This window comes from Desulforhopalus sp. (genome assembly GCA_030247675.1).
Lineage (GTDB): Bacteria > Desulfobacterota > Desulfobulbia > Desulfobulbales > Desulfocapsaceae > Desulforhopalus_A.
The window spans coordinates 100,173-121,637 of the sequence record JAOTRX010000009.1 but is presented as its reverse complement, the minus strand read 5'-3'; the positions used below and the strand labels follow the sequence as shown (position 1 = coordinate 121,637).

The 21,465-nt window shown below is 53.4% G+C and carries 19 protein-coding genes; 13 read left to right on the top strand and 6 right to left on the bottom strand.

Features of this window, described 5'->3' with window-relative positions:
* Nucleotides 1-96: 96 nt before the first annotated feature.
* Nucleotides 97-405 carry a hypothetical protein gene (locus OEL83_17920; protein MDK9708924.1) on the bottom strand — a complete coding sequence of 103 codons (309 nt, stop codon included), beginning with the start codon at nucleotides 403-405 and terminating at the stop codon, nucleotides 97-99.
* A gap of 385 nt (nucleotides 406-790) precedes the next feature.
* On the opposite strand from OEL83_17920, the gene OEL83_17915 reads away from it, so the two are divergent.
* On the top strand, nucleotides 791-1,954 hold the full coding sequence (locus tag OEL83_17915; protein MDK9708923.1) for an MFS transporter: 1,164 nt from the start codon (nucleotides 791-793) through the stop codon (nucleotides 1,952-1,954).
* A 316-nt stretch (nucleotides 1,955-2,270) separates the two neighbouring features.
* Here the strand turns inward: OEL83_17915 and OEL83_17910 are convergent, their stop codons facing one another.
* Nucleotides 2,271-3,359 carry a cache and HAMP domain-containing protein gene (locus tag OEL83_17910; protein MDK9708922.1) on the bottom strand — a complete coding sequence of 363 codons (1,089 nt, stop codon included), beginning with the start codon at nucleotides 3,357-3,359 and terminating at the stop codon, nucleotides 2,271-2,273.
* A gap of 210 nt (nucleotides 3,360-3,569) precedes the next feature.
* Nucleotides 3,570-4,340, bottom strand: a complete 771-nt coding sequence (locus tag OEL83_17905) for an alpha/beta hydrolase (GenBank protein ID MDK9708921.1) — start codon at nucleotides 4,338-4,340, stop codon at nucleotides 3,570-3,572.
* Nucleotides 4,341-5,566: 1,226 nt separating this feature from the next.
* On the opposite strand from OEL83_17905, the gene OEL83_17900 reads away from it, so the two are divergent.
* The 12 genes from OEL83_17900 (at nucleotide 5,567) to OEL83_17845 (ending at nucleotide 17,442) form a co-directional block, all read left to right on the top strand.
* Nucleotides 5,567-6,142, top strand: coding sequence for a hypothetical protein (locus OEL83_17900; GenBank protein ID MDK9708920.1), 576 nt, complete (start codon nucleotides 5,567-5,569; stop codon nucleotides 6,140-6,142).
* Between the two features lie 14 nt (nucleotides 6,143-6,156).
* Nucleotides 6,157-7,308 (top strand): HAMP domain-containing protein, encoded by a 1,152-nt coding sequence (locus OEL83_17895; GenBank protein ID MDK9708919.1) that lies wholly within the window; start codon nucleotides 6,157-6,159, stop codon nucleotides 7,306-7,308.
* A 52-nt stretch (nucleotides 7,309-7,360) separates the two neighbouring features.
* Nucleotides 7,361-7,501, top strand: a complete 141-nt coding sequence (locus OEL83_17890) for a hypothetical protein (protein ID MDK9708918.1) — start codon at nucleotides 7,361-7,363, stop codon at nucleotides 7,499-7,501.
* 6 nt (nucleotides 7,502-7,507) lie between these two features.
* Nucleotides 7,508-8,443, top strand: a complete 936-nt coding sequence (locus OEL83_17885) for a DUF1848 domain-containing protein (protein ID MDK9708917.1) — start codon at nucleotides 7,508-7,510, stop codon at nucleotides 8,441-8,443.
* A gap of 662 nt (nucleotides 8,444-9,105) precedes the next feature.
* The gene (gene fdnG / locus OEL83_17880) at nucleotides 9,106-12,231 is read left to right on the top strand and encodes a formate dehydrogenase-N subunit alpha (protein ID MDK9708916.1); all 3,126 of its coding nucleotides are present in this window, start codon (nucleotides 9,106-9,108) and stop codon (nucleotides 12,229-12,231) included.
* Nucleotides 12,232-12,242: 11 nt separating this feature from the next.
* Entirely contained in the window at nucleotides 12,243-13,013 is a 771-nt protein-coding gene (locus OEL83_17875) for a 4Fe-4S dicluster domain-containing protein (protein MDK9708915.1), read from the top strand.
* Nucleotide 13,014: 1 nt separating this feature from the next.
* A complete protein-coding gene (locus OEL83_17870; protein ID MDK9708914.1) occupies nucleotides 13,015-13,620 on the top strand; it encodes a cytochrome b/b6 domain-containing protein in 606 nt (201 codons plus the stop codon).
* 193 nt (nucleotides 13,621-13,813) lie between these two features.
* A complete protein-coding gene (locus OEL83_17865) occupies nucleotides 13,814-13,969 on the top strand; it encodes a hypothetical protein (GenBank protein ID MDK9708913.1) in 156 nt (51 codons plus the stop codon).
* Nucleotides 13,970-13,978: 9 nt separating this feature from the next.
* Nucleotides 13,979-14,407, top strand: a complete 429-nt coding sequence (locus OEL83_17860) for a thioredoxin domain-containing protein (GenBank protein ID MDK9708912.1) — start codon at nucleotides 13,979-13,981, stop codon at nucleotides 14,405-14,407.
* A 4-nt stretch (nucleotides 14,408-14,411) separates the two neighbouring features.
* Nucleotides 14,412-15,470 (top strand): hypothetical protein, encoded by a 1,059-nt coding sequence (locus tag OEL83_17855; protein MDK9708911.1) that lies wholly within the window; start codon nucleotides 14,412-14,414, stop codon nucleotides 15,468-15,470.
* Nucleotides 15,471-15,478: 8 nt separating this feature from the next.
* A complete protein-coding gene (locus OEL83_17850; protein ID MDK9708910.1) occupies nucleotides 15,479-16,246 on the top strand; it encodes a formate dehydrogenase accessory protein FdhE in 768 nt (255 codons plus the stop codon).
* Nucleotides 16,247-16,473: 227 nt separating this feature from the next.
* The gene (locus OEL83_17845; GenBank protein ID MDK9708909.1) at nucleotides 16,474-17,442 is read left to right on the top strand and encodes an undecaprenyl-diphosphate phosphatase; all 969 of its coding nucleotides are present in this window, start codon (nucleotides 16,474-16,476) and stop codon (nucleotides 17,440-17,442) included.
* Between the two features lie 73 nt (nucleotides 17,443-17,515).
* Here OEL83_17845 and OEL83_17840 read toward each other — a convergent pair whose 3' ends face one another.
* From OEL83_17840 to OEL83_17830, 3 genes are read right to left on the bottom strand one after another with little or no spacing between them, the layout of a single operon-like run.
* On the bottom strand, nucleotides 17,516-18,181 hold the full coding sequence (locus tag OEL83_17840; protein MDK9708908.1) for an arylesterase: 666 nt from the start codon (nucleotides 18,179-18,181) through the stop codon (nucleotides 17,516-17,518).
* Between the two features lie 28 nt (nucleotides 18,182-18,209).
* Nucleotides 18,210-20,708, bottom strand: a complete 2,499-nt coding sequence (locus OEL83_17835) for an ABC transporter permease (GenBank protein ID MDK9708907.1) — start codon at nucleotides 20,706-20,708, stop codon at nucleotides 18,210-18,212.
* The gene (locus tag OEL83_17830; GenBank protein ID MDK9708906.1) at nucleotides 20,705-21,394 is read right to left on the bottom strand and encodes an ABC transporter ATP-binding protein; all 690 of its coding nucleotides are present in this window, start codon (nucleotides 21,392-21,394) and stop codon (nucleotides 20,705-20,707) included. Before OEL83_17830 ends, OEL83_17835 begins: the two co-directional genes overlap by 4 nt.
* Nucleotides 21,395-21,465: the final 71 nt, after the last annotated feature.

The window sequence follows — 21,465 nt, the reverse complement described above, 5'->3', positions numbered from 1 at the left end:
AACCAAGCCTGGCTGCTGTGCTCGGTAACAAGAAACCGCAGATTGGTATACCAACACTGCTGCAATCTTCTAATAGTGTTCGCAAACCTCACCTTGTTAATGCTCTGCCCGTGAGCTCATTCCCTGATATTTTGCGTAGAGATCATGCAGTCTGCGGCGGCTGTTTCGCAGGGTCCGCGAATAATCGTCGGCCATCCACCGTGGCTCACTGATCGAGTAGAGATCCTTGGCAAGTTCGTCCAATGAAAACTCGATTGCCCGGCACCATTCTCCGGTGCACACGCTATCGATCTGGCGCGAATCCTCGATTTCTCTTTCAAGCAGGCTCAGGCTATCAATGAGATTTTTTATATAGGCCCGGTGGGTGATCTGAAAAGATTCAACCATCCTTTTTTGCGTATCCATCGCTATTCCTCCTCATTCATGAAACCACATTTCTGCGGTCGAAAAAGTATTATCGCAGCCCATGTCCAGCGAGCTGTGTCAGTTTCAATAATAAGCATTCTCAAACTTACCGCTATGTCGAATGGTGCCGCACTGAGGAAGGAGGTATGAGGATTTTCGCTGCCCGCATTTCTGCGCAAATCCGAGACAAAGCAAGCAACCCCGCAGCCACCGCCCCATAGAAAATCAAAATAGCTGAGTTTGAGACTAAGGGTTTCTCCGAATCACTAAAAAGTGTAGAATCCCCGGGCTGGGCAGAACGCCCACTCTCTTAAATCAGAAACTAACCGCCCATATGCAATGAAAGAAACCAGGACGAATTCCCCTGGCAGATAAAGGCATAAATATGCAACGATATCTCATCTTGGCTGCCGCCGTACTCATGCAGGTCTGCCTTGGCGCCACCTATTCCTGGTCAGTGTATGTTCGGCCAATCCGCGATATCACCGGCCTACTGCAGGGACCGGTGCAAGTGCCCTTCACCGTCTTCTACTTTGTCTTTCCGGCAACAATGCTCCTGGCTGGCACCCTCCTGCCTCGATTTGGCCCCCGCTTCTGCGCGGTCAGCGGAGGTCTGCTTTTCGGCGGTGGTTGGATGCTCGCCTCCCTCGGACAGTATCATTTTGCCTTGACCGTCGCCGGAATCGGAATTTGTGCCGGAGTTGGCGCCGGCCTGGCCTATATCGTTCCCATTGCCACCTGCATCCGCTGGTTTCCGGACAATAAAGGCCTGGTAACCGGCGTTGCGGTGGCTGGATTCGGGGGTGGGGCGGCCCTTGTCAGTCAAACGGCGGGGCGCTTAATGAACGGCTTTTCCTGGTCGCCGTTTACCACTTTTTTCTTTTTTGGCGCCATTTTTCTCGGCTGTGTCGTGCTCGGCGGTCTGATGATGCGCAACCCGGCGGACGATACAGCACAACAAAGCGCCCCCCTTGCCTTCAAAAAGGTCCTGGGAGAACCACAATTCCGGCTTCTCTACCTGGCGATGATAGCCGGCCTTGCCGCCGGGTTCACCATCAATGCCAACCTCAAGGAGCTCTTTCCCAACGGGTCAATACAGACGGGGATAACCGCCGTGGCCCTTTTTGCCCTGGCTAACGCCCTGGGCCGAATTTGCTGGGGATGGCTTGCCGATCAAATACCTGCCCTGACCGCCATCCGCTGGAACCTCGCCGGCCAGGCAGCTGTACTCCTGGCGGCACCGCTGATACTGGTCAGCGAAAAAGGCCTGCTGCTGTATGCCCTGCTCGCCGGCTTCCATTACGGCGGCGTACTCGTCCTCTACGCCGCGACGGTTGCCGGCATCTGGGGCCACAGACATGTCGGTCAGGTTTACGGCTGGCTGTTTTCCGCCAACATCCCGGCGGCCCTTGCCCCACTTCTTGCCGGGATGTATTTCGATCATGCGCGGAGTTTCACCGGTTGCCTGCAGATTCTCGCCGCCCTCCTGAGCGTCGCCATTCTATTGACCTTTCGATTAAGAAAGCTCTCCGGTTGCACCAAGCCCTGAAAACGGTGTCGTCGCCGAAAAGCCTGAAAAACTGAAACCGACCCGAAAAGGTTCAAAAATATATTTCGGTACCGAAAGGAAAGGTATAGCCAGCCGGCATCCATTTAAAATCAAGACCGGGACTCTGCAGAGAAGCGGTTTGAAGAACGGGAAAAATCTGGCAAGAATCACCCCGCAAAAAAGGCCGACTATGTTGCCTGCTGTTTGCGGGTAACATAGTCGGCCTAGGGTGGAAGCACATCTCAGATGATGGCAAACAAACGTACTAATTTAAAAATAATCTGGAAAATACGCGAAAGTAACGGGTCGTAACCACCTACCTTCTCTTTATCCTTTCAAAGGCCATTTTAAGACTGACCCCCATTCGCTCAATCGCCCTGGCAAGAGCGCCTATCTCATCGTTGCGTCCCGCCTCTTTGATCGTGGCCTCCAAATTGCCTCGACTGATTTCATCGGCTATCTGGGTGAGATTCTGAATCGGAGTACTGAGGCGCTTGGCAAGCAAGAAGGCAATAAGCATAGCGGTCACCAAGGTAACTGCCAGAAGCAAGAGGGCATTTCTCTGCGCTTCGTCGGCTGCAGCATAGGCCTCCTCATAATCCTGTTGAACGATAAGGGTCCAGCCCAATTTTGTCTTCTGGCTAAAGGCCACAATTTTTTTACCCTCATCGGTAAATACAAAGGAACTCTGATCAATTTTTCCAGGCCGCCCCAGGACAGGATGGGTAAAATCCTGCAATTTTGAGGAAATTGCTCCTTTACCATGGGCAATCAACCTGTTTTTATCATCAAGTAAAATTGCATAGCCGGTACGGCCAATCTTGATTTTTGTTATGGTTTTCGACAGGTCCTCAAGGGTCATGGCGATGGCAATAACGCCGAGATTTCTATCCTTTTCTCCTTTAATCATTTGCGCAAGGATAAAAGCCGGCTTATTGGATGTCTTGCCCATCAGTACCTGTTGCCCAATTGGGTTACCACCCCACACCTGCTGGAAATATTCCCGGTCACCATAGAAGGTTGGAGGATTGTCGTCACTTCGCCCGAGGTTCTGGCCATTTGGCAGAATGGTGAAGGCTAGATATATCCATTCATAGGTAGAAATAATCGTCTTCAAGACTGGAGCCTGGGTAGCAGCCTCCATGCCGAGAATATCCGGAGACGCCGCATTTTGCGTGAGTAGCCGCAGATTCATCGATGTCCAATCATCAACACTGCGGCTTAAGCTTTCGGTGTTTTGCACGAGGTTATCAAAGATGTTGTCAGTCCACCCCTGTTTGGACTTGTAAATACTGATATACCAAAGGCCACCCAGAGGAACGAGGGAGACAATAAACATGGTTATCAATATCTGATATACAATCTTGAACTTCACCTTTTGTCGATCTACTGTTATCTCTGCCACTTTAATGCCCTCTCTTTATTACTTTTTAAATGACGAAAGCCGTTTGCTTTCGACCCTGACTGGATACTGATATACAACTGAAATAATTTGGTTTTCGTTGGAAATATTTGTAAAACCAAACCATTTATGGTACATCCGCCAAGGCTACCCTGTCAAGGCTGGCCATGCAATTATTTTTACGCTAAAACAACTAGTTTAGCAAAAACTGCATCAATATCCCATCCTCTGCCTTAAGAAACTGCTCATAAGCCGCAGGACAAGATCGGTCTTTTCGTGATGCGGGACATGGCCGGATGCCGCGATCATCACCTTCTCGGCGGCCAAAGCCTTCGAGGCAATTGATTCCACTTGGGCAATTGTACCATATCTATCTTCACTACCTTGCAAAATTAAAGCCGGACATGCGATCGACGGCAGTAGGTATTCGATATTCCACGATCTAAAATTTTCGTTGCGCCACGTTTCAGACCATGCCCTAAAGAGGTCGGCGGTTTTTTCGCCATGGTGACCGGACAGCCTGTGCAGCTTCCCGGCATAAAAAGCATCTGTGGCGGTCTCAATGCCGGCCAAGGTCTCTTGTTCAACAAAAACATGCGCCGCTTCGGTTATAATTCCTTTCAGATAAACCGGTTTTCCCGAGGCGTGAATGAGGGCTATACTTCCACCATCGGAGTGCCCAACTAGAAAGTACCTGGTGGCGGGGATCAGCAAGGTTATAATCGCCGGCAACTCGACAAGTGCACACTGGTGCAGGTAATGTATTGTTCTGGAACCGGAAAGTGGCGAGGATTTACCGTGGCCAAGGCGATCATACACAAGCCCCGGACAACCCGTTTTTTCGCACAGCAGACGCGGGAAATCCTTCCACATCGCGCTACACCCCAGAGCGTCGTGGAGAAAGATCAGATAGGGCTTATCGCGCTCCCCATCAAGCAACTCGTAATAAATGTGCTGTACTGAATCTATACTCAGGCTTGCCACTCCAATGGTCCTCCATACACAAAATCTGGCACAGATGATTGCGCATTAGCGATCGATTTACCAAAAAATCACCTGTTCTTTTTGGCCAGCTGAATCGCCTGCTGATGTTTAGCTACATAGCCGCAGCTCGGCTCCCCACCGCACCTTCTACACCGGGAATCGTAAGCGGAGTTGATGGTCCGGCATCGCGGGCAGGTATAATGTTCCCGAACAGCCGTAAGCCATTGTTCACATCCCATGGTTTTGATCTGCGCCAGGTTATCCCAAAGTTCTATCCTGTGCGGCCTCTCGGATTGAAACTGTATGAGATCCGTGCAAGGATATTCAGCACATTCGCTACAGAAATCTTTCCCCCGCCTGGACGCGCAGGCAAATATCGTGCACGTCGCGCAATACGTCGTTCTCTTATCCGACCGGCAGCCATTGCACCTGACCTCCTCCTCGGAAAGACCGAATCGCCCAGCCAAAGCCTTAAGCCTTGATGGATCTTCCTGAGTGGCGATGAATAAAGTGCATGCCTCGCAGAAAAGGCCGCATACAGCTGCCAATGTTTTATCGGTTTTTCCACGGAAATTTTTGCCTTTTTGCATGGTGAGCCTCCTCTTTTCCAACTCCCAAGACCTTTCGATATCATTGGCCCGGCCATGGCCATGCAGAGAATCGCCGACAGCGAAGGCAGTCGCAAGCTGGATTTCTATCCTGGGTACCGACGGTGATCCGTTCCTTGGCCCACACAATCAATCTTCCCAACATTGGCACTATGGGTCTTGCTCGTCAAGCCTGATCCCGGGCCATTGCTCAATCGATGATGAACAAGACGATACAGGTGAATACAAACGCTACACTCAGTTTCATTCGGACTTCCTGCACTTCTGGAGTGAGTGGTAAAAATCCTCGCCAGAAGACATCAATGAGCTATAAACTTTTTGATAACTGCCTGTATTACCGATATTGTTATATGGTAGTATAGTTGCCGAAAACTTCCAACTACATTGTTACTGTCACCCAACAAGTGGTTTATCCGCGTCGTTGATATCTTCTCTCCGTAATTCCTCCTGCAGATTCTCAGACCTCGACCTACTGCAAACGCTTTTTGCACATATTGCACATTACGCACATCTTTTACCCCGGTTCCCTTGACTTTCCATTCTTGTTCGATATAGTGACGATAGGGTTAGGCTTTTTTACCAACGGTCAAGAAACGCTGCCACGCAAAGGGGGAATTTATGAAGGTAGATTTGTCGGAAATTCTCTCCGATCTACTTCGGAACAAGAAAACGGGCCTGTTCTCCATCTCCGTAATTGACTCAAACCGTCTGTTTAAAATTTTTATCAGAGAAGGTGATGTCTACCGGCTATCATATGGAAATCTCAGAGGTGCAGGTTGCCTTGCGCAGTTTGATGAGCTCGACTTCAGGTCATCATTTTTTATACCCAATGTCGATTTATCCGGTGAACGGGAACCCATTCCGCCAACACCGGATCTTCTCTCGCTTATCAAGTTCGCCGACAAAACCGTTTACCTGAAAAGGCCGGACGAAAACGGCAAGGATTCCTCTAAAGGAGATCCGGTCAGCAACCTGAATGGAATTCTTGATGAAATGCGGGAGGCATTCGTTGAGCAAGTTGGGCCTGCCGGGCTGAAATTTTTCAAACGCATCGTCGATGAAAAATGGCTACCCGGCCCGGCGCCGGTGAAAAAGGATCTCGAAAGGCTCTCCGATCTTCTCAAGGATGTAATCGAAGACACCAGGGATAAACAAACCTTCGCAGCAGAAACCATTAGAATATTATCTTCATAGGAGGCGACACCGTTATGACCTTTACCCACATCTTGCCCTCGGGACTGAAAAAAAAGACTATTATGCCGGTCGCCTTCATTTTGATTCTTTCAATGACATGCGTTGCTGCCTTCAACTATTACTCCCAGGTTTCCATCTTAAAAACCGACGCTGAGGACTCCGTGGCAAGTGCCTTGAGTACTGCCCAGGGTTTTATCGAAAGCCATCTCAACATCTACAAGCAAATGGCTACATTGCTTGCCAACACCCCTGACGTAGGCGAGGCGATTGGCAAGGGTGACCGGGCCAAGCTCACAAGTGAATATCAACAATCCTATGAAGCCCTTAAAAAGGGCTTCCATCTGAACCAGATGAATTTTCACCAGCCTCCCGGCGTGGCCCTCCTCAGGTTGCAGAATGTCGATCATTATGGCGACAACCTTAGAGATGTCCGGAAAACCATTGCTGATGTGTACAAAAACAAGACAGGCGTCAAGGGTCTTGAATTTGGCCGGACCGGGCTCGGCCTGCGGGGTGTTGAGCCGGTTTTCTCCAAGGGCAACCTGGTCGGATCTCTTGAATTTGGTGGCGATCTGGCCCCGGCCCTCCATGACACCAAACGCGCCAATAATGTTGAATGCGGTATTCTGATTGCCAAATCAGCCACATCGGTCGCCCAATCCTTGCCGGATTGGCAGGGCAAAGCCAAGCCGATCGGTGACTATCTGGCACTTTATTCAACCGATTCAACACTGACCATGGCAATCATCAATGCTACAATGATTGACAAGGCCAAAGCCCAGGGATCATTTCCCTATATCGACACCGCATCCTACCAAGGAAAATCTTATTCTCTAGGCATTGCCCCTCTCAAAGATTATTCCGGTGGAATTATCGGCTATATTTACGTAATGAAAGACAGGACAGTGGTGCTCAGCAAAATATACAAAAGTCTGGCGATCAACGTAATTGTCTTTATACTGGTGCTGACAGCTATCGTCTATGCGATCAGCAGAAGCATTAACAAGACGGTAATTGAGCCGGTTGTAAGACTTTCCAGTGCCACCAACGACATATCCAAGGGCAAGGTCGGTGAAAAGATCGAGATACCAACCGGCGACGAGATAGAAACCCTCGCTAAATCAATAGATCGCCTGCGGGTGAGCATGAAGCTGTTTCTTGGATAAAGCTGAGTTGAGCAGCTTGCCTGCTCCAACAAAACCGGCCCTTGCGGTATAAATGTTTTCACAGGATATCTCTTTAAAGCAGGAAGACCACCTTCTGCTCCTCGCAGTGACCGTTGATGACTTGCTGCTGCAAGTCATCAACGGTCTTACTGCGCGGATCTTTACCACCGTTCCTGACAGCCAGGACCAATAAACCTTCATGATACTCAGCGCCAGCAGACGAACCGATATTCCCGCCTTTTACGCCGAATGGTTTATCAAAAGGCTTCGGGCAGGTTTTGTCCTGGTTCGTAATCCCCTGAATTTCCATCAAGTTTCTCAGATTTCCCTGATGCCTGAGGATATTCAATGCGTGGTATTCTGGACCAAGAATCCGGCTCCGATCCTCAATAGGCTACCTGAACTTGACGATCGTCAGTACCATTACTACTTCCTTTTTACCCTCACTCCGTATGACAACAGTATTGAGGTGAAAGTTCCACCTATCGACGAACGGATTAGTACCTTCCAGGCTCTGGCTGGACGGATCGGTCACGACCGGGTGTTTTGGCGTTACGACCCGATCCTTTTCACTAATCGCTACACTCCCGCCTTCCACATCTCGGCATTTACCAAGCTAACCAAGATCCTTGCGGGCTTTACAAAGGTTTGTATAATAAGCTTCGTTGAGATGTACCGGAAATGCGTTCGCAATATGCGTAACCTACGTCTGATGGATCTGCCGGTTGGCGAGCGCATTGCAATGATTCAGGCCATGCAGGAAATCGCTGGGCAGTACTCTATTACCTTACAAACATGCTCTGGCAGCGGCCTTGAACTCTCTGGGATAAAGCCCGGGAAATGTATTGACGACAAAAGGATCGCCAAACTCACCGATTTTGCATTTCACGGTAAAAAGGACAAGAATCAGCGCCGCAATTGCGGCTGTATAGAAAGTATCGACATAGGAGCCTATAATTCCTGCCCCCATAATTGCCTCTACTGTTATGCAAACAATGACAATAACGCCACGGTACGTAACTTTTCCACTCACAACCCTGAGTCTCCCTTACTCTGCGGCACTCTCGTGGCGGGTGACAAGGTTACTCAAAGGAAGGTAAAGCCAATCACAAGGATACAACGTAGCCTCTTTTAGTTCACAGGAGTTGTTATTGGCCCCCAAACTAGAAAAGACTCCGCCAAAGACATTTCTGCCTCACCTCTGAGATATCGACCCAGTTACCACCCGGTTGACTGGGTCAATCATGCCGGCATGTCCGCTTATTGCCTTTTCCCACACAACCTGTCGTTGTTTGTATTTGTCAGTATTCATCCGTTTTCGTCTTCCATATAGACACAGAAAAAAAACAGGATATTATCGCACTCACGACCTACTTCAAGACATTCCAACAGGTTATGTAGGTTTTAAACCTACTTTTTTCTCAGCCATTCTCCTACTAATTATTGGGTTTATTATTTACTCATTTTTAGAGTGCATCCCTACGCCCAACACCCCGTTTACCCTACTTAAAAATAAGCACTCGGCCGATTTTCATTGCTCAGGCATTCCTCTATAGTGCTCCGAACAATCAGGGAACCATTCTCTGTTGACTGCGAAAGCGAGATTTCCTTGATTTTCTCGTCATTACCTGGAGGCTTTTTTCAGATTCGTGGCGGGAGCTCTTTTTCCGGTTCCCCTATGCCGGAGCGAAGAAGAGTTGACGGACGTGGTTGTATGCTACGGGATACGGTTCGGTCTTCATGTACCGGGCTTCACACTTCTCACCTCACTTGTGACAAGCAAGAAAGGAGTCTTAAATGGGAGTATCAAGGCGGGATTTTCTTAAACTGTCAGGCGGCACCGTTCTGGTTGCAACGCTTGGCGTGAATCTCGATCCTGCAAAGGCCTATGCAAAGGATTTGAGGATCAAAAACGCCAAGCAGAGTACGACAATCTGCCCCTACTGCTCAGTAGGATGTGGAATTATCGTCTACACGGAGAATGGCAAGATCATCAACACTGAAGGTGATCCGGATTCCCCGATCAATGAGGGTACTCTCTGTGCCAAGGGTTCTTCTGTCGCCCAGCTCGTCAACAACGACACCCGCGTCAAGAAACCGCTGTATCGCGAACCAGGCGGCACCAAATGGAAGGAAGTGGAATGGGACTGGGCTCTCGACAGAATCGCCCGCCTCGTTAAAGACTCCCGTGACAAAAGCTTCCAGAAGACCACTAAGGTCAAGATCAAGGAAAAACAAGCCGACGGTACCGAGATCGACGTCGAAAAAGAAGTCGTCGTCAACCGCACCAACGGCATTGCCCATGTCGGCAGCGCCGCCCTCGATAACGAGGAGTGCTATATCCTGCAAAAACTCGTTCGGTCCTGGGGCCTGGTGCATATAGAGCACCAGGCGCGTATCTGACACAGCGCAACTGTTGCGGCTCTGGCAGAGTCGTTCGGACGCGGTGCAATGACCAATCACTGGATTGACCTGAAAAACGCAGACGTCATTCTAGCTATGGGCGGCAATCCAGCCGCCAACCATCCTGTTTCCATGAAGTGGATCATGCGTGCCCGGGCAAAAGGCGCAAAACTGATCTGCGTCGATCCCCGTTTCTCGCAGACCGCTGCGAAGGCTGATCTTTATGCCCCACTTCGTTCCGGAACGGATATCGCCTTTCTCGGCGGTATGATCAACTACATCCTGGAAAAAGACCTGATCTTTAAGGAATACGTCCTCAATTACACCAACGCCGCATTCCTTGTGAATGGCGATTTCAAAGGGCCTGGTGATCTTGATGGTTTATTCTCCGGTTACAACACGGAAAAGAGAAATTACGACAAGAAGACCTGGTCATTCCAGATGGATGCCAATGGCATTCCTCTCAAGGACCCAACCCTGCAGAACCCCAACTGCGTTTACCAGCTTCTGAAGAAACACTATTCCCGCTACAACGTCGACAAGGTAGTGAGCATCACCGGCACCCCCAAGGAAAAACTGCTGGCGGTGTATGAACTCTACGCCTCCACCGGCAAACCGGATCGCGTTGGAACCGAGTGTTACGCCATGGGTTGGACCCAGCACACCGTCGGTGTGCAGAACATCAGGGCGATGACCATCATCCAACTGCTGCTTGGTAATATGGGTATGGCCGGCGGCGGTATCAACGCCCTGCGCGGCGAGTCCAACGTCCAGGGTTCCACGGACTATGGTCTTTTGTTCCATATCCTGCCCGGCTACAACCCAACACCCACTGCAGCCTTCCCTGATCTTGCGACCTATATCGAAAAAAACACCCCGAAGACCAAGGAACCGCGCAGTGTAAACTGGTGGGGCAACCGCAACAAGTACATCGTCAGCTACCTGAAAGCGATCTACGGCGATGCGGCAACCAAGGAAAACGATTTTGGCTATGGTTGGCTGCCAAAAACGGATGTCGGTCAAAACGCCTCATGGCTGATGATCTTTGACAAGATGCTCAAGGGAGACTTTGAGGGTTTCTTCGCCTGGGGCCAGAATCCGGCATGTTCGGGTGCAAACTCCAACAAGACCCGCCAAGCCTTGACCAAGCTCAAGTGGATGGTCAACGTCAATCTCTTCGACAACGAGACCGGCTCCTTCTGGCGCGGCCCCGGCTTGAACCCCAAGGATGTGCAGACCGAGGTATTCATGTTGCCGTGCTGCTCCTCCATGGAGAAAGAGGGAAGTATCATCAACTCCGGACGCTGGGCACAATGGCGCTACAAGGCCGTTGAACCACTTGGACAGTCAATGCCTGATGCCGAGATCATCAACGAACTGTTTTTTAAAGTAAAAGAGCTCTACAAAAAAGAAGGTGGCGCCAATCCCGATCCTATTGTCAACCTCAGCTGGGATTACGGCAAAAAAGAGACGACAGGCAAGATCAAGCACCTCGACGTCCACTCCATCGCCAAAGAGATCAACGGCTATTGGCTTGAAGACGTATATGACAAAAAGGTCGATCCGCCAAAACTCATCGGCAAAAAGGGTGATCTGGTTACCAGCTTCCCCTCGCTGCAGGCTGATGGAACGACCTCCTGCGGCAACTGGGTATATTGCAACTCCTATATCCTGAAAGACGGCAAGGAAGTCAACATGATGGCCCGCCGCGACAACAAGACCGATCCAACCGGTCTCGGCCTCTTCCCGGGCTGGGCCTGGGCATGGCCGGTCAACCGCCGGGTCATTTACAACCGTGCCTCGGTCGATCAAAATGGCCAGCCCTGGGATCCAAAACGACCGATCCTCAAGTGGAACGCCGAGAAGAAGGCCTGGGAAGGTGACGTACCCGACGGTCCAGCACCGCCAATGGCCGCAGAAGGAGGAAAGTTCCCCTTCATCATGAAGCCGGACGGAGTGGCCTCAATCTTTGGCCCCGGTCTTGTGGAGGGTCCGTTCCCAGAGCACTATGAAGCACTTGAGTGTCCGGTCGAGAAGAACTCGATGTCCGGTCAGCGCATCAACCCGACCATCAAGATCTTCGGCGACAAGATGGACGCCTTCGCTTCCTGCGATATGCGCTTCCCCTTTGTTGGAACCACCTACCGGGTTGCCGAACATTGGCAGACCGGCCTCATGACGCGGCACTGCTCGTGGTTGTTGGAGATGCAGCCGCAAAACTTTGTTGAGATGAGCTTCCAACTGGCCAAGGAGTTGAAGATCGACAATGGCCAGACGGTCATCGTTTCTTCTGCTCGTGGTGAGGTTAAAGCCGTAGCTGTCGTCTCTGAACGGTTCCAGCCGTTCAAGATAGCGGACTCGACCGTCCATCAGGTCGGTCTCCCCTGGCATTTCGGATGGCAGTACCCCGAAGACGGCAGCGGGTATGACAGTGCCAACCTGCTGACGCCGAACGTTGGCGACGCGAATACAATGATACCCGAGTCGAAGGCCTTCATGGTCAACGTCCGGAAGGCATAGGGGGTGTAACTATGGCAAATGAAACTACAACAAACCGTAAAGCGCTTCTGGTTACCCCTGAGGCCTGCATAGGCTGCAGGGCTTGCCAGGTAGCCTGTAAATCCTGGAACCAACTGCCGCCGATCAAAACCAAGAACAACGGCACGTACCAGAATCCGCCTGATTTGGCGAGTGGCATCTTCAATATTATCCAGTACAGCGAGGTTCCTTCCAAGGAAACTCCTGTTCGCTGGCTGTTCGTCAGCAGGCGGTGTATGCACTGCGACGACGCCGGATGTATTAAAATCTGTCCCTCCGGCGCTCTGTACAAGACCGCCGAGGGCGCTGTGGCCTATGACCGCAATAAGTGCATCGGCTGCAAGCTCTGCGTCAATGCCTGCCCGTTCGATGTCCCCCGCTACGATACCGAGGGCAAGATCGCCAAGTGCCATCTTTGTGTCGACCGGATCAGCAACGCCATGAAACCCGCCTGCGTCAAGACCTGCCCCACCGGCGCTCTGCAGTACGGCGATCGGGCCGAGCTTATCGCCAATGCCAAAAAAGATGGTTTTAAAACCATCTACGGCGAAAAGGACCTGGACGGTCTCGGTTCAATCTATGCCTTTAAAGAAGAACCAAAGATGTACGGGATGAAGGAAAATCCAACCATCCCAAGCAGTGTGGTCTTCTGGCATACCTACTTGAAACCGCTGTCATTGATCGGCCTTGGTGGCGTAGTCGCTGCTGCGGCGATCCATTATCTGGCCATCGGCCCCCACAAGGAAAAGGAAGAGGAGGTGTAACATGGTCGAGATGATAAGAAAGTCACACGTCGACGAGATCATTAACCACTGGATACTTGCTGGAAGCTGCATCCTCTTGACCATCAGTGGATTCGCTTTCCTGTTTCACCTGGATCCCGTTGCCGCGGTGTTTGGCGGTTACGAGACCATGAAGGACGTCCATAACTGGGCCGGAGTGGTGTTCGGCGCCTCGTTGTTCTACACCATGAAACACTACCTGCTCGACGCCCTGAAGTACGACGCCGACGATATCGGCTGGTTCAAAGTAGCAGGTGGCTACCTGTCGCATAAGGTGACCGTGCCACCGATGGGTAAGTACAACCCCGGCCAGAAGCTCTACTATCTTGGGGTCCTCGGCGCCGGCATTGCCATTCTGCTCTCCGGACTCGGCATGTGGCTGATGAAGGACAACGCCATGGTGATGTTGCTGTCGCACCTTGTCCACAACATCGCTTTTGTCTTCTTCTGCATCATGGCACCGGTACATATCTATCTCAGTACCCTCGCCAATCCCGGCACTGTTGGCCTCATGCTGAGCGGCACCCTGCCGCTCGAAGAAGCCAAGAAGCGCTACCCGAAATGGATAAAGGCGGAAGGAAAGATGTAAGCTTTGGCCTGATCCCCCGGAACAGTTTCTTCAGCGACTCCGGAGGATCAGGCTCTTCACGAAATTTTTCTCGCGGTCTTTTCATTATCGGCATTCTCGGGTAAAAAAGAGACAGAGACTTTTTCGATGAAACCGTTACCAACCTCAGATGAGGAGGAAGGGGGATACCACGGTATCCCCCTTTTTATTTGCTATGATGAAAAATCTCCTGAGTCTATTCTTCGTCCTGATCCTTGCAGGGACGGCCTTTGCCGATGAAAATAAGGTCAATATTCCGATCGGTAATTCTCCTACCTTCGGTCCGGCCAATGCGCCGGTAACCATCATCGAGTTCATTGATTTCCAATGACCGCACTGTGTGGCGTCCGGTCCGGTCGTCAAGCGGGTTATGGAATCCTACCCCGGTAAAATTCGCCGGGTGGTGAAAAACTACCCCTACAAATACCGTGATTTCTCAAAAATCGCCGCCGAGGCCTCCCTGGCCGCCCTCGATCAGGGTAAATATTGGGAAATGCACGACATCCTCCTGACCCGGTCGCCAAAGCTTGACCGCGCCAGCCTGATAACTTATGCCGGCGAACTGGGACTCGATGTGCAAAAATTTACCGAGGCCCTGGATGGCGGCAAACACGCGAAAGCGGTTGAGGCCGATCTCGCCCTCGCCCAGTCAATCGACCTCTACAATACCCCGACCTTCTACATCAACGGCAAACAGGTGGTAGGCGAACGGCCCTTTGAATTCTTTCAAAAAATTATCGACGAACAGCTCCAGCAGGCGGGGAAATAGGCCGATGAAAGCAACAGCAATAGTCATTTTCATCTGGTCTCTCCTTTTGCCATGCTGGGGGTACAGCGGCCAGCTCGAACCGATCAAAGAGCCCCCCGTCCCCCAGGAGAACCCGCAAACCCCTGCCAAGGTCGAGCTTGGCAAGAAGCTTTTCTTCGACCGGCGGTTGTCCGGGGACGGCACCATGAGCTGCGCTACCTGTCACGATCCCAACCAGGGGTACAGCGACGGGCTGCCGCTGTCACTCAATTATCCGACAACCCGTAACTGGCGCAATTCACCCACCCTTATCAATGTCGCCTACCAAAAACATCTGTTCCATGACGGTAGGTCGGCATCTCTCGAAGAACAGGCGCTGTTTCCGATGATGTCGGCCTTCGAGATGAACCAGAACCTCGACTTCATGGAAGAGGAACTTCGTTCCGTTCCGGAATATCTGGAGGAATTCGCCAAGGTTTTCGGCGATCCGGATATAACCCGGCAACGTGTGGCCATGGCCATTGCCGCCTTTGAGCGGTCCCTGGTATCCCGGGACGCGCCCCTCGACCGGTATCTCAAGGGCGACAAAAAGGCCCTTTCGCCGCAGGCGGTGCAGGGCTATGAACTTTTTACCGGCAAAGGCAAATGCTCCGAATGCCACAGCGGTGCGGCTCTGGCCGACGGCCGGTTTCACGCCCTGAATGTCGCCGAGAATCCCGAACACCTGAAAGACCCGCGGATTGCCGCAACCCGCCGCTTTGTCGGCAAGGTCTCTGATTTCGCCGATTTCCGGACCCTGACCGAAGACCCCGGCAGGTACCTCGTCACCAAGGACAAAAAGGATTGGAAGGCATTCAGGACACCAACCCTTCGCGAGATCGCCAGCACCCCGCCGTATATGCACAACGGCATTTACACGACCCTGGCCGAGGTCATTGACTTCCTTGACGCCGGTGGCGGCCAGGGCAATACCTCCGTAACCCCCCTGCACCTCACCGCTGCCGAAAAGGAGCAGCTGCGAATCTTCCTCGAAGAAGGCCTCAACGGAAAAGCAACCGCCTTCAGCTACCCCAAAATCCCATAAGGAGTATTATGACCATTGATATTCAGGCGGTTATCGAAAAACGCCCGCACCTCAAAGAACCTCTCGAACTCTACGCCAGATGGCAGCGCTTTCACTCCGAGGCCTCAGCCCTTTTGCCGGAACGTAAAGCCGGACCGGCCGATGACACTAAGGCATATCCTCGCGCTATTGCCGGCCAGATTTTTAAGCTGTTTGCCTCGATCTTTGAATTGCCGGAAGAGGCCTTCGCGCAGCTGGGCGAGGCCGTGGAAAACGGCGAGGTCGATTTTATGCGCCTGCCTCTTGGAGAGCTGCCAACAATCGCCTCCCTTACCGGTAACGAGGAAGAACTTGCCAAGGTCCTGTATTTGTTTTGCCGGCCGTTTTTCCAGGCACTGCATGCGAGTTTTCCCCTCGATGGCGAGGAATGGCAAGGCGGCCGCTGCCCGCTCTGCTCTGCCCAAGCGGCCGTTGCCACGATTATCGAGGGACCGGCGCGCCTCCTGCACTGTACCTTCTGCGGCACATCCGGGCCGTACCGCTTTATCGGCTGCCCGAACTGCGGAACAATCGATACTGAAAAACTTAGCACCATCATGTCCGACGATGAACCAGGCTACCGGGTCTCCACCTGCGATGCCTGCCACAGCTATGTGAAGGTCTTCGAACACCAGACCTTGACCGATATAGCCCTTGATCTCGCCGACATAGTAAGCCTGCCTCTCGATATCGTCGCCCAAAGCAAGGGCTATGCCCGTTTGGCCCCGAACCCGATCAGCCTCAAAAAGATGGGCTGATTTTCCGGGCCCTGCTGCCGTTTTCCTTGTGCCTCAACGAGGAATGTCCCAAGGGGCTGTTCGTTTCGAACGGCCCCTTTTTAATTCGCTCGCTTTCTTGGTATTTTCCGGTTTATAAAGTTGAGTCGAGCAGCTTGTCTGCTTGTACGCAACGTATGCCCTTGCGGTGTAAGATCTTGCTGCCTTTTGGGGCAGCAATTATTTTTTTCAACCATCAGGACCTCTTCATGACCGGCAAGAACCAGCTGATATCGGCAACCGCCACAGCCCTCCTCCTTATCGCCTGCTGGGCAGGAGCAACATCCCAAGAAGACTCCTCCAGCCCCCACAAAAGCGACATGACCACCGGCCAGGCAATAGTCCTTGGCGTGGTGGAAGGCTTGACCGAATACCTGCCGGTCAGCTCGACCGGACATCTGCTTCTTGCCCAACGGATCATGGGTATCGGTGAGGACCGGGATCTTTCGGCCGGTGAAAAGGCCCTCGGCAAAGAGGCTGCCGACGCCTACGCCATCTGCATTCAGGCGGGGGCGATCATCGCCGTGCTCGGTCTTTATTTCGGAAGGGTCAGGCAAATGGTCATGGGCCTGTTCGGCCGCGATCCGGTCGGTCTGCGCCTGCTCATTGGTATGGCGGCGGGTTTTTTACCGGCTGCAGTTCTTGGCCTGATCTTTAATCGACAGATCAAGGAATATCTCTTTGGGCCCTGGCCGGTGGTAGTGGCCTGGCTGGCCGGTGGCCTGGCCATTCTTGCGGTCAGTTACCGCAACCGCTACAACCCCACCGTGCGTCTTGGCGGAGCACTCGAAAATCTCACCTGGAAAATGGCCCTGATTATCGGCTTTGCCCAATGCATCGCCATGTGGCCGGGGGTAAGCCGCAGTTTAGTAACCATCGTCGGCGGGGTACTGGTCGGGCTTGGATTGCCGGCGGCGGTCGAGTTCAGTTTTCTCCTCGGCGTCGTCACCCTGGGCGCTGCCACTGTCTACGACGGTCTCAAGCACGGCCAGGCGATGCTGCAGACCTTTAGCCCCCAATCGCTGGCCATTGGACTGTTTTTCGCCTTTGTTTCAGCGGTGATCTCGGTCAAATGGATGGTCGCCTATCTCAACCGCCACGGCCTGGAGATCTTTGGCTATTACCGGGTGGTTTTGGCCTTGGTGGTTGGTGTCCTTCTTGCCATGCAGATAATTTAAAAGACGGCCGGAAAACCTCGACACCAAGGGGAAACAAGGCCTTTTGCGTGGACCTTTATCACCTTGCCCACCATCACTCTCGCCCCTCTCTTCTTTTTATTACTTCAAGCACATAGGGGTAGATATTGTCGGTGATTTTTTTATAGCCGGCGCCATTGGGGTGGACGCCGTCTTGCTGGTTGAGGCTCGCCTCCATGGCAACGCCTTCGAGGAAAAACGGCATAAAGACCGCACCGCTTTCTTTGGCCAGACGCGGATAGATGGCGTTGAATTCCGCCACGTACATCGGCCCGAGGTTCCGCACCATCCGCATCCCGGCAAGCAGCACGACTACATCGTGATCAGCCAGGATCTTCAAAATCTCCCGGATATTTTTTTCGGCAAGCTGCGGATCGATGCCGCGCAGCCCGTCATTGGCGCCGGTTTCAAGGATGACGATATCCGGCTGAAGGGTAAGGATCCACTCTATCCGGGCTAAAGTGCCGCTGCTCGTCTCGGCGGTGGCCCCGGCGTTGATCACCCGGTATTGATGACCATCGGCCTGCAACCTTTTTTCAAGGAGGGCCGGATAGCTTTCCTCTTCGCCAAGGCCATATCCGGCAGTCAAACTGTCGCCAACCGCGACAATGGTCTTTGCCGCGCCCGTGGTCTCCTGCCGCGCCTTTTTCTCTGGCTGATCGCCCCGGCAACCGGCAAGGGCAAGGGCCGTTACCAGTACCGTAATGTAAAGTATCTTCACTGATTTTTCCTCATGGGCCTCGCAAGGTTTATGCCTGTTCGCGGAGATATCGCCCCGGTTTTTGACGGATAATGGTTACCGAACTGAGTAAGCCAAGTAGTACCACCAGCAGTGCCGTTCCGGCAACGAGGATAAAACCGGCCTGCCAATAGGATTCGGCCTGGAAACCCAGATAATAATGGCACAGCGCCCAACTGCCGAATTCGGCGACAAAGACGGCAGCGATGCCGGAAAAAAGTGCGAGGAGGAGGTTTTCGAGCAGAAAGACCCTGAGGACAAAGAAGGTGTTGGCCCCGAGTATCTTATAGTGCACCGCCTCCTCCATCCGCGCCATCCGCGTCGCAAGAATCGAACTCACCAGGATGAGCCCCCCGGCAAGAATGGAAAATGAGGCAAAAAATGTCACCATGACCGACAGCTTTTCCATCAGCCGGCCGAGCTCAGCCGCTGATTCGCCGACATTTATCGGGCTGATGTTCGGATAGGTATTGACGATGGTATTCTCCAGCTGAGCGACCTCATCCTGGGTGACCTTGAGAGCGGCAAAGGATGTCTGGGGGGCGGCCCGCAGATACTTTTCCGGAAAGACAAAGTAGAAAAACGGATAGAGCATCGACTTGGTGCGGCTGCGAATCGAGGTCACTTCGGCCCGCAATGGCACACCCTGGATATTGAAATCGAGGATATCGCCGATCTTGAAATCACCCATTTCAACCACCGTATCAAGAAGCGACACCGGCGGCAGGTCGTCGCCGGGCCGATCGCGACCCCCGAACAGCCCCTCGCCCGCTACCAGGACCTCGTCGGCCAGCAGGGTCTCACGATAGGTCAGACTAAACTCCCTGGCGAGACTGTCCCCGCGCTTTTGCAGCTCCGCCTCACGGTTGATCTTACTGCCGTTAATCGCCTGCAGCCTGCCGCGGACAACCGGAAAAAGCTCCACCTCCCGGCCAACCAGCTGGACGAAGCCCTGTTGCTGCTCCTTCTGAATATCGAGGCAGAAGAAGTTCGGCGCATCGGCCGGATAGGAGTTGATATAGGTGGCACGGAGGTTTTCTTCGACCAGATAGATGGCAAAGAGCACCGCCAGGGCCGAGGCGAGGGTAACGATGACCGCCCGGCTGGCATTCCCCGGCCTGAGGAGGCTGCGCACCGCCTGGCGCAGGGCGAGCGTTCGGAAGGTGCAGCGGGCCAGCAGTCGCAGCAAAAGATCAATGGATGCGGCGATACAGACCACCAGAATAGCCACACCGCCGACAAAATACAGGCCGCTGCGCACGTCGTCGAGCTGCCGCGCCACCAATGCAAGGAGCAGGAGAAGCCCGCAGCCGAGAAGTATCCGGGTGGTCTTGCGGTGCAGACCGGCTCCGGCCTCCTTCCGGAAAATAGCCGAGGGTTTGACGCCTTCTATGCCGCTCAGCGGCAAAAAGGTGAAAAATGCCACCACCACAAGCCCCAGCCCCAAACCTTCGAGGAGATCGCGAAACGAGACCCCGAGGGCAATATTCTCGGGAAGGAGGCCAGCGAGAAGGCCAGTAAAACTCTGTTTGACAAGAAGCCCGGCGACAATTCCCAGGCTGGAACCAATGACGCTGAGGAACAGCACCAACAGCAGATAATGGCCGAGCAAAAAACCGCTGGTCGCCCCAAGGGCGCGGATGATGGCAAAACTCTTCACCTTTCGCCGCAACAGGGCGGCAAGGGAACTCTGCATGCCGATTCCCGCCAGCAGCAAGGTAAAAACGGAGATGAGCGACAAAAAGAACAGCAGGTTATCAAAGAACCGCTTGACCCGGGAACCGGCGTCGGCAGCGGTGCTGACCCGCTCCTGCCCTGGCGCCGCCTTTGCCTGCAGGCGGGCGACGATGGCTTCCTGCCGGCTCTGATCAGCAAGTTTTACGAGGGTCTTGTAGGAAACCCGGCTGCCCTTGCCGACCAGATCCATGGCCTGCAGGTCGGCGGTCGAGACGATGATCCGCGGACCAAAGTTAAAAAAATCGACGGGCCGCAGTGACTCTCGGCCGACCACATCGACGATCTCAAGGCTTGCACCGCCCAGCAACAAGGGGTCGCCGACGGCAAGCCCCAGTCGCTGGAGAAGGGTCTCGGCGACGATGGCCTTGCCGGGACCAAGAACCGCCGCCAGCTCGCGGCCGGAGCGCAGCTCCACCCGGCCATATAGCGGATAGCCGTTCTCCACCGCGGTAATATTGCTGAAGAGGGTGGCCTTGCCGTCCTGCCGTCTCGCCACCGAGTAGAACTCCCAGGTACTGACCGCGGCGATGCCCTCTTCCCGGCGCAGTTCCGCCAGTTCAGTACTGAGGGGCGGCGACAGCTCGGCGTTCGAGCGGACGATGACATCGCCGCCGTGCAGGCTTCGGGCATCGCCGGCGATGACGCCCTGGACATCGCGGCGAAAGCTGTTGATGGCGACGATACTCACCAGCGATAAGGCAACGCAAAGCACAAAGATGGCCGCCTGGCCACGGCTATGGACGATTTCCCGGAACAGGAAGCGTAGATTCATAGTGCCGCCGCTCCAACGTCTGCAATCCTGCCGTCGTGCAGGCGGATTATCCGATCGGCCCGCGCCGCCAAGGCCTGACTGTGAGTGGCCATGACCAGGGTGGTTTGGCGCGCGTCGTGGAGATCAAGGAGGAGCTTGATGATCCCCTCGCTATTGCCGGAGTCGAGATTGCCGGTCGGCTCGTCGGCAAAGACGATCTCCGGCCCGTTGATCAGTGCCCGGCAGATCGCCACCCGCTGTTGCTCGCCGCCGGAAAGCTGCTCGGGGAAATTATGGCGGCGCGGCAGTAGCCCCACCCGGTCGAGAAGGCCTTCCGCTTTTTGCCGGGCCTGCGGATCTTTTTTCAATTCCGCAGGAAACATGACGTTTTCCAGGGCATTAAGCGATGGAATGAGATGAAAGGCCTGAAAGACAAAACCAGTCAGGCCATTACGCAAAGGGGCCAGCTGGTCTTCGCTGAGTCCGGTGATATCGCGTCCGGCGATGGTTATCTTGCCGCTGGTTGGCAGATCGAGGCCGGAGAGGATACTCAGCAGGGTGGTCTTGCCGCTGCCGCTGTTGCCGCTGATCACCACGAACTCGCCCTTTTTAATAGATAACGAGACGTCGTTTAAGACGGCGATTTTCTGCCCGCCAAGGTAGTAATGTTTGCTCAGCCCGTCGGCTGCCAAAATGATATCGACCATAAATCCCTCTTGTTATGACTCCCCGATCCCTGCTTCTGCACGCTTCTCGCCTACGGTAAACATTCCCTGCG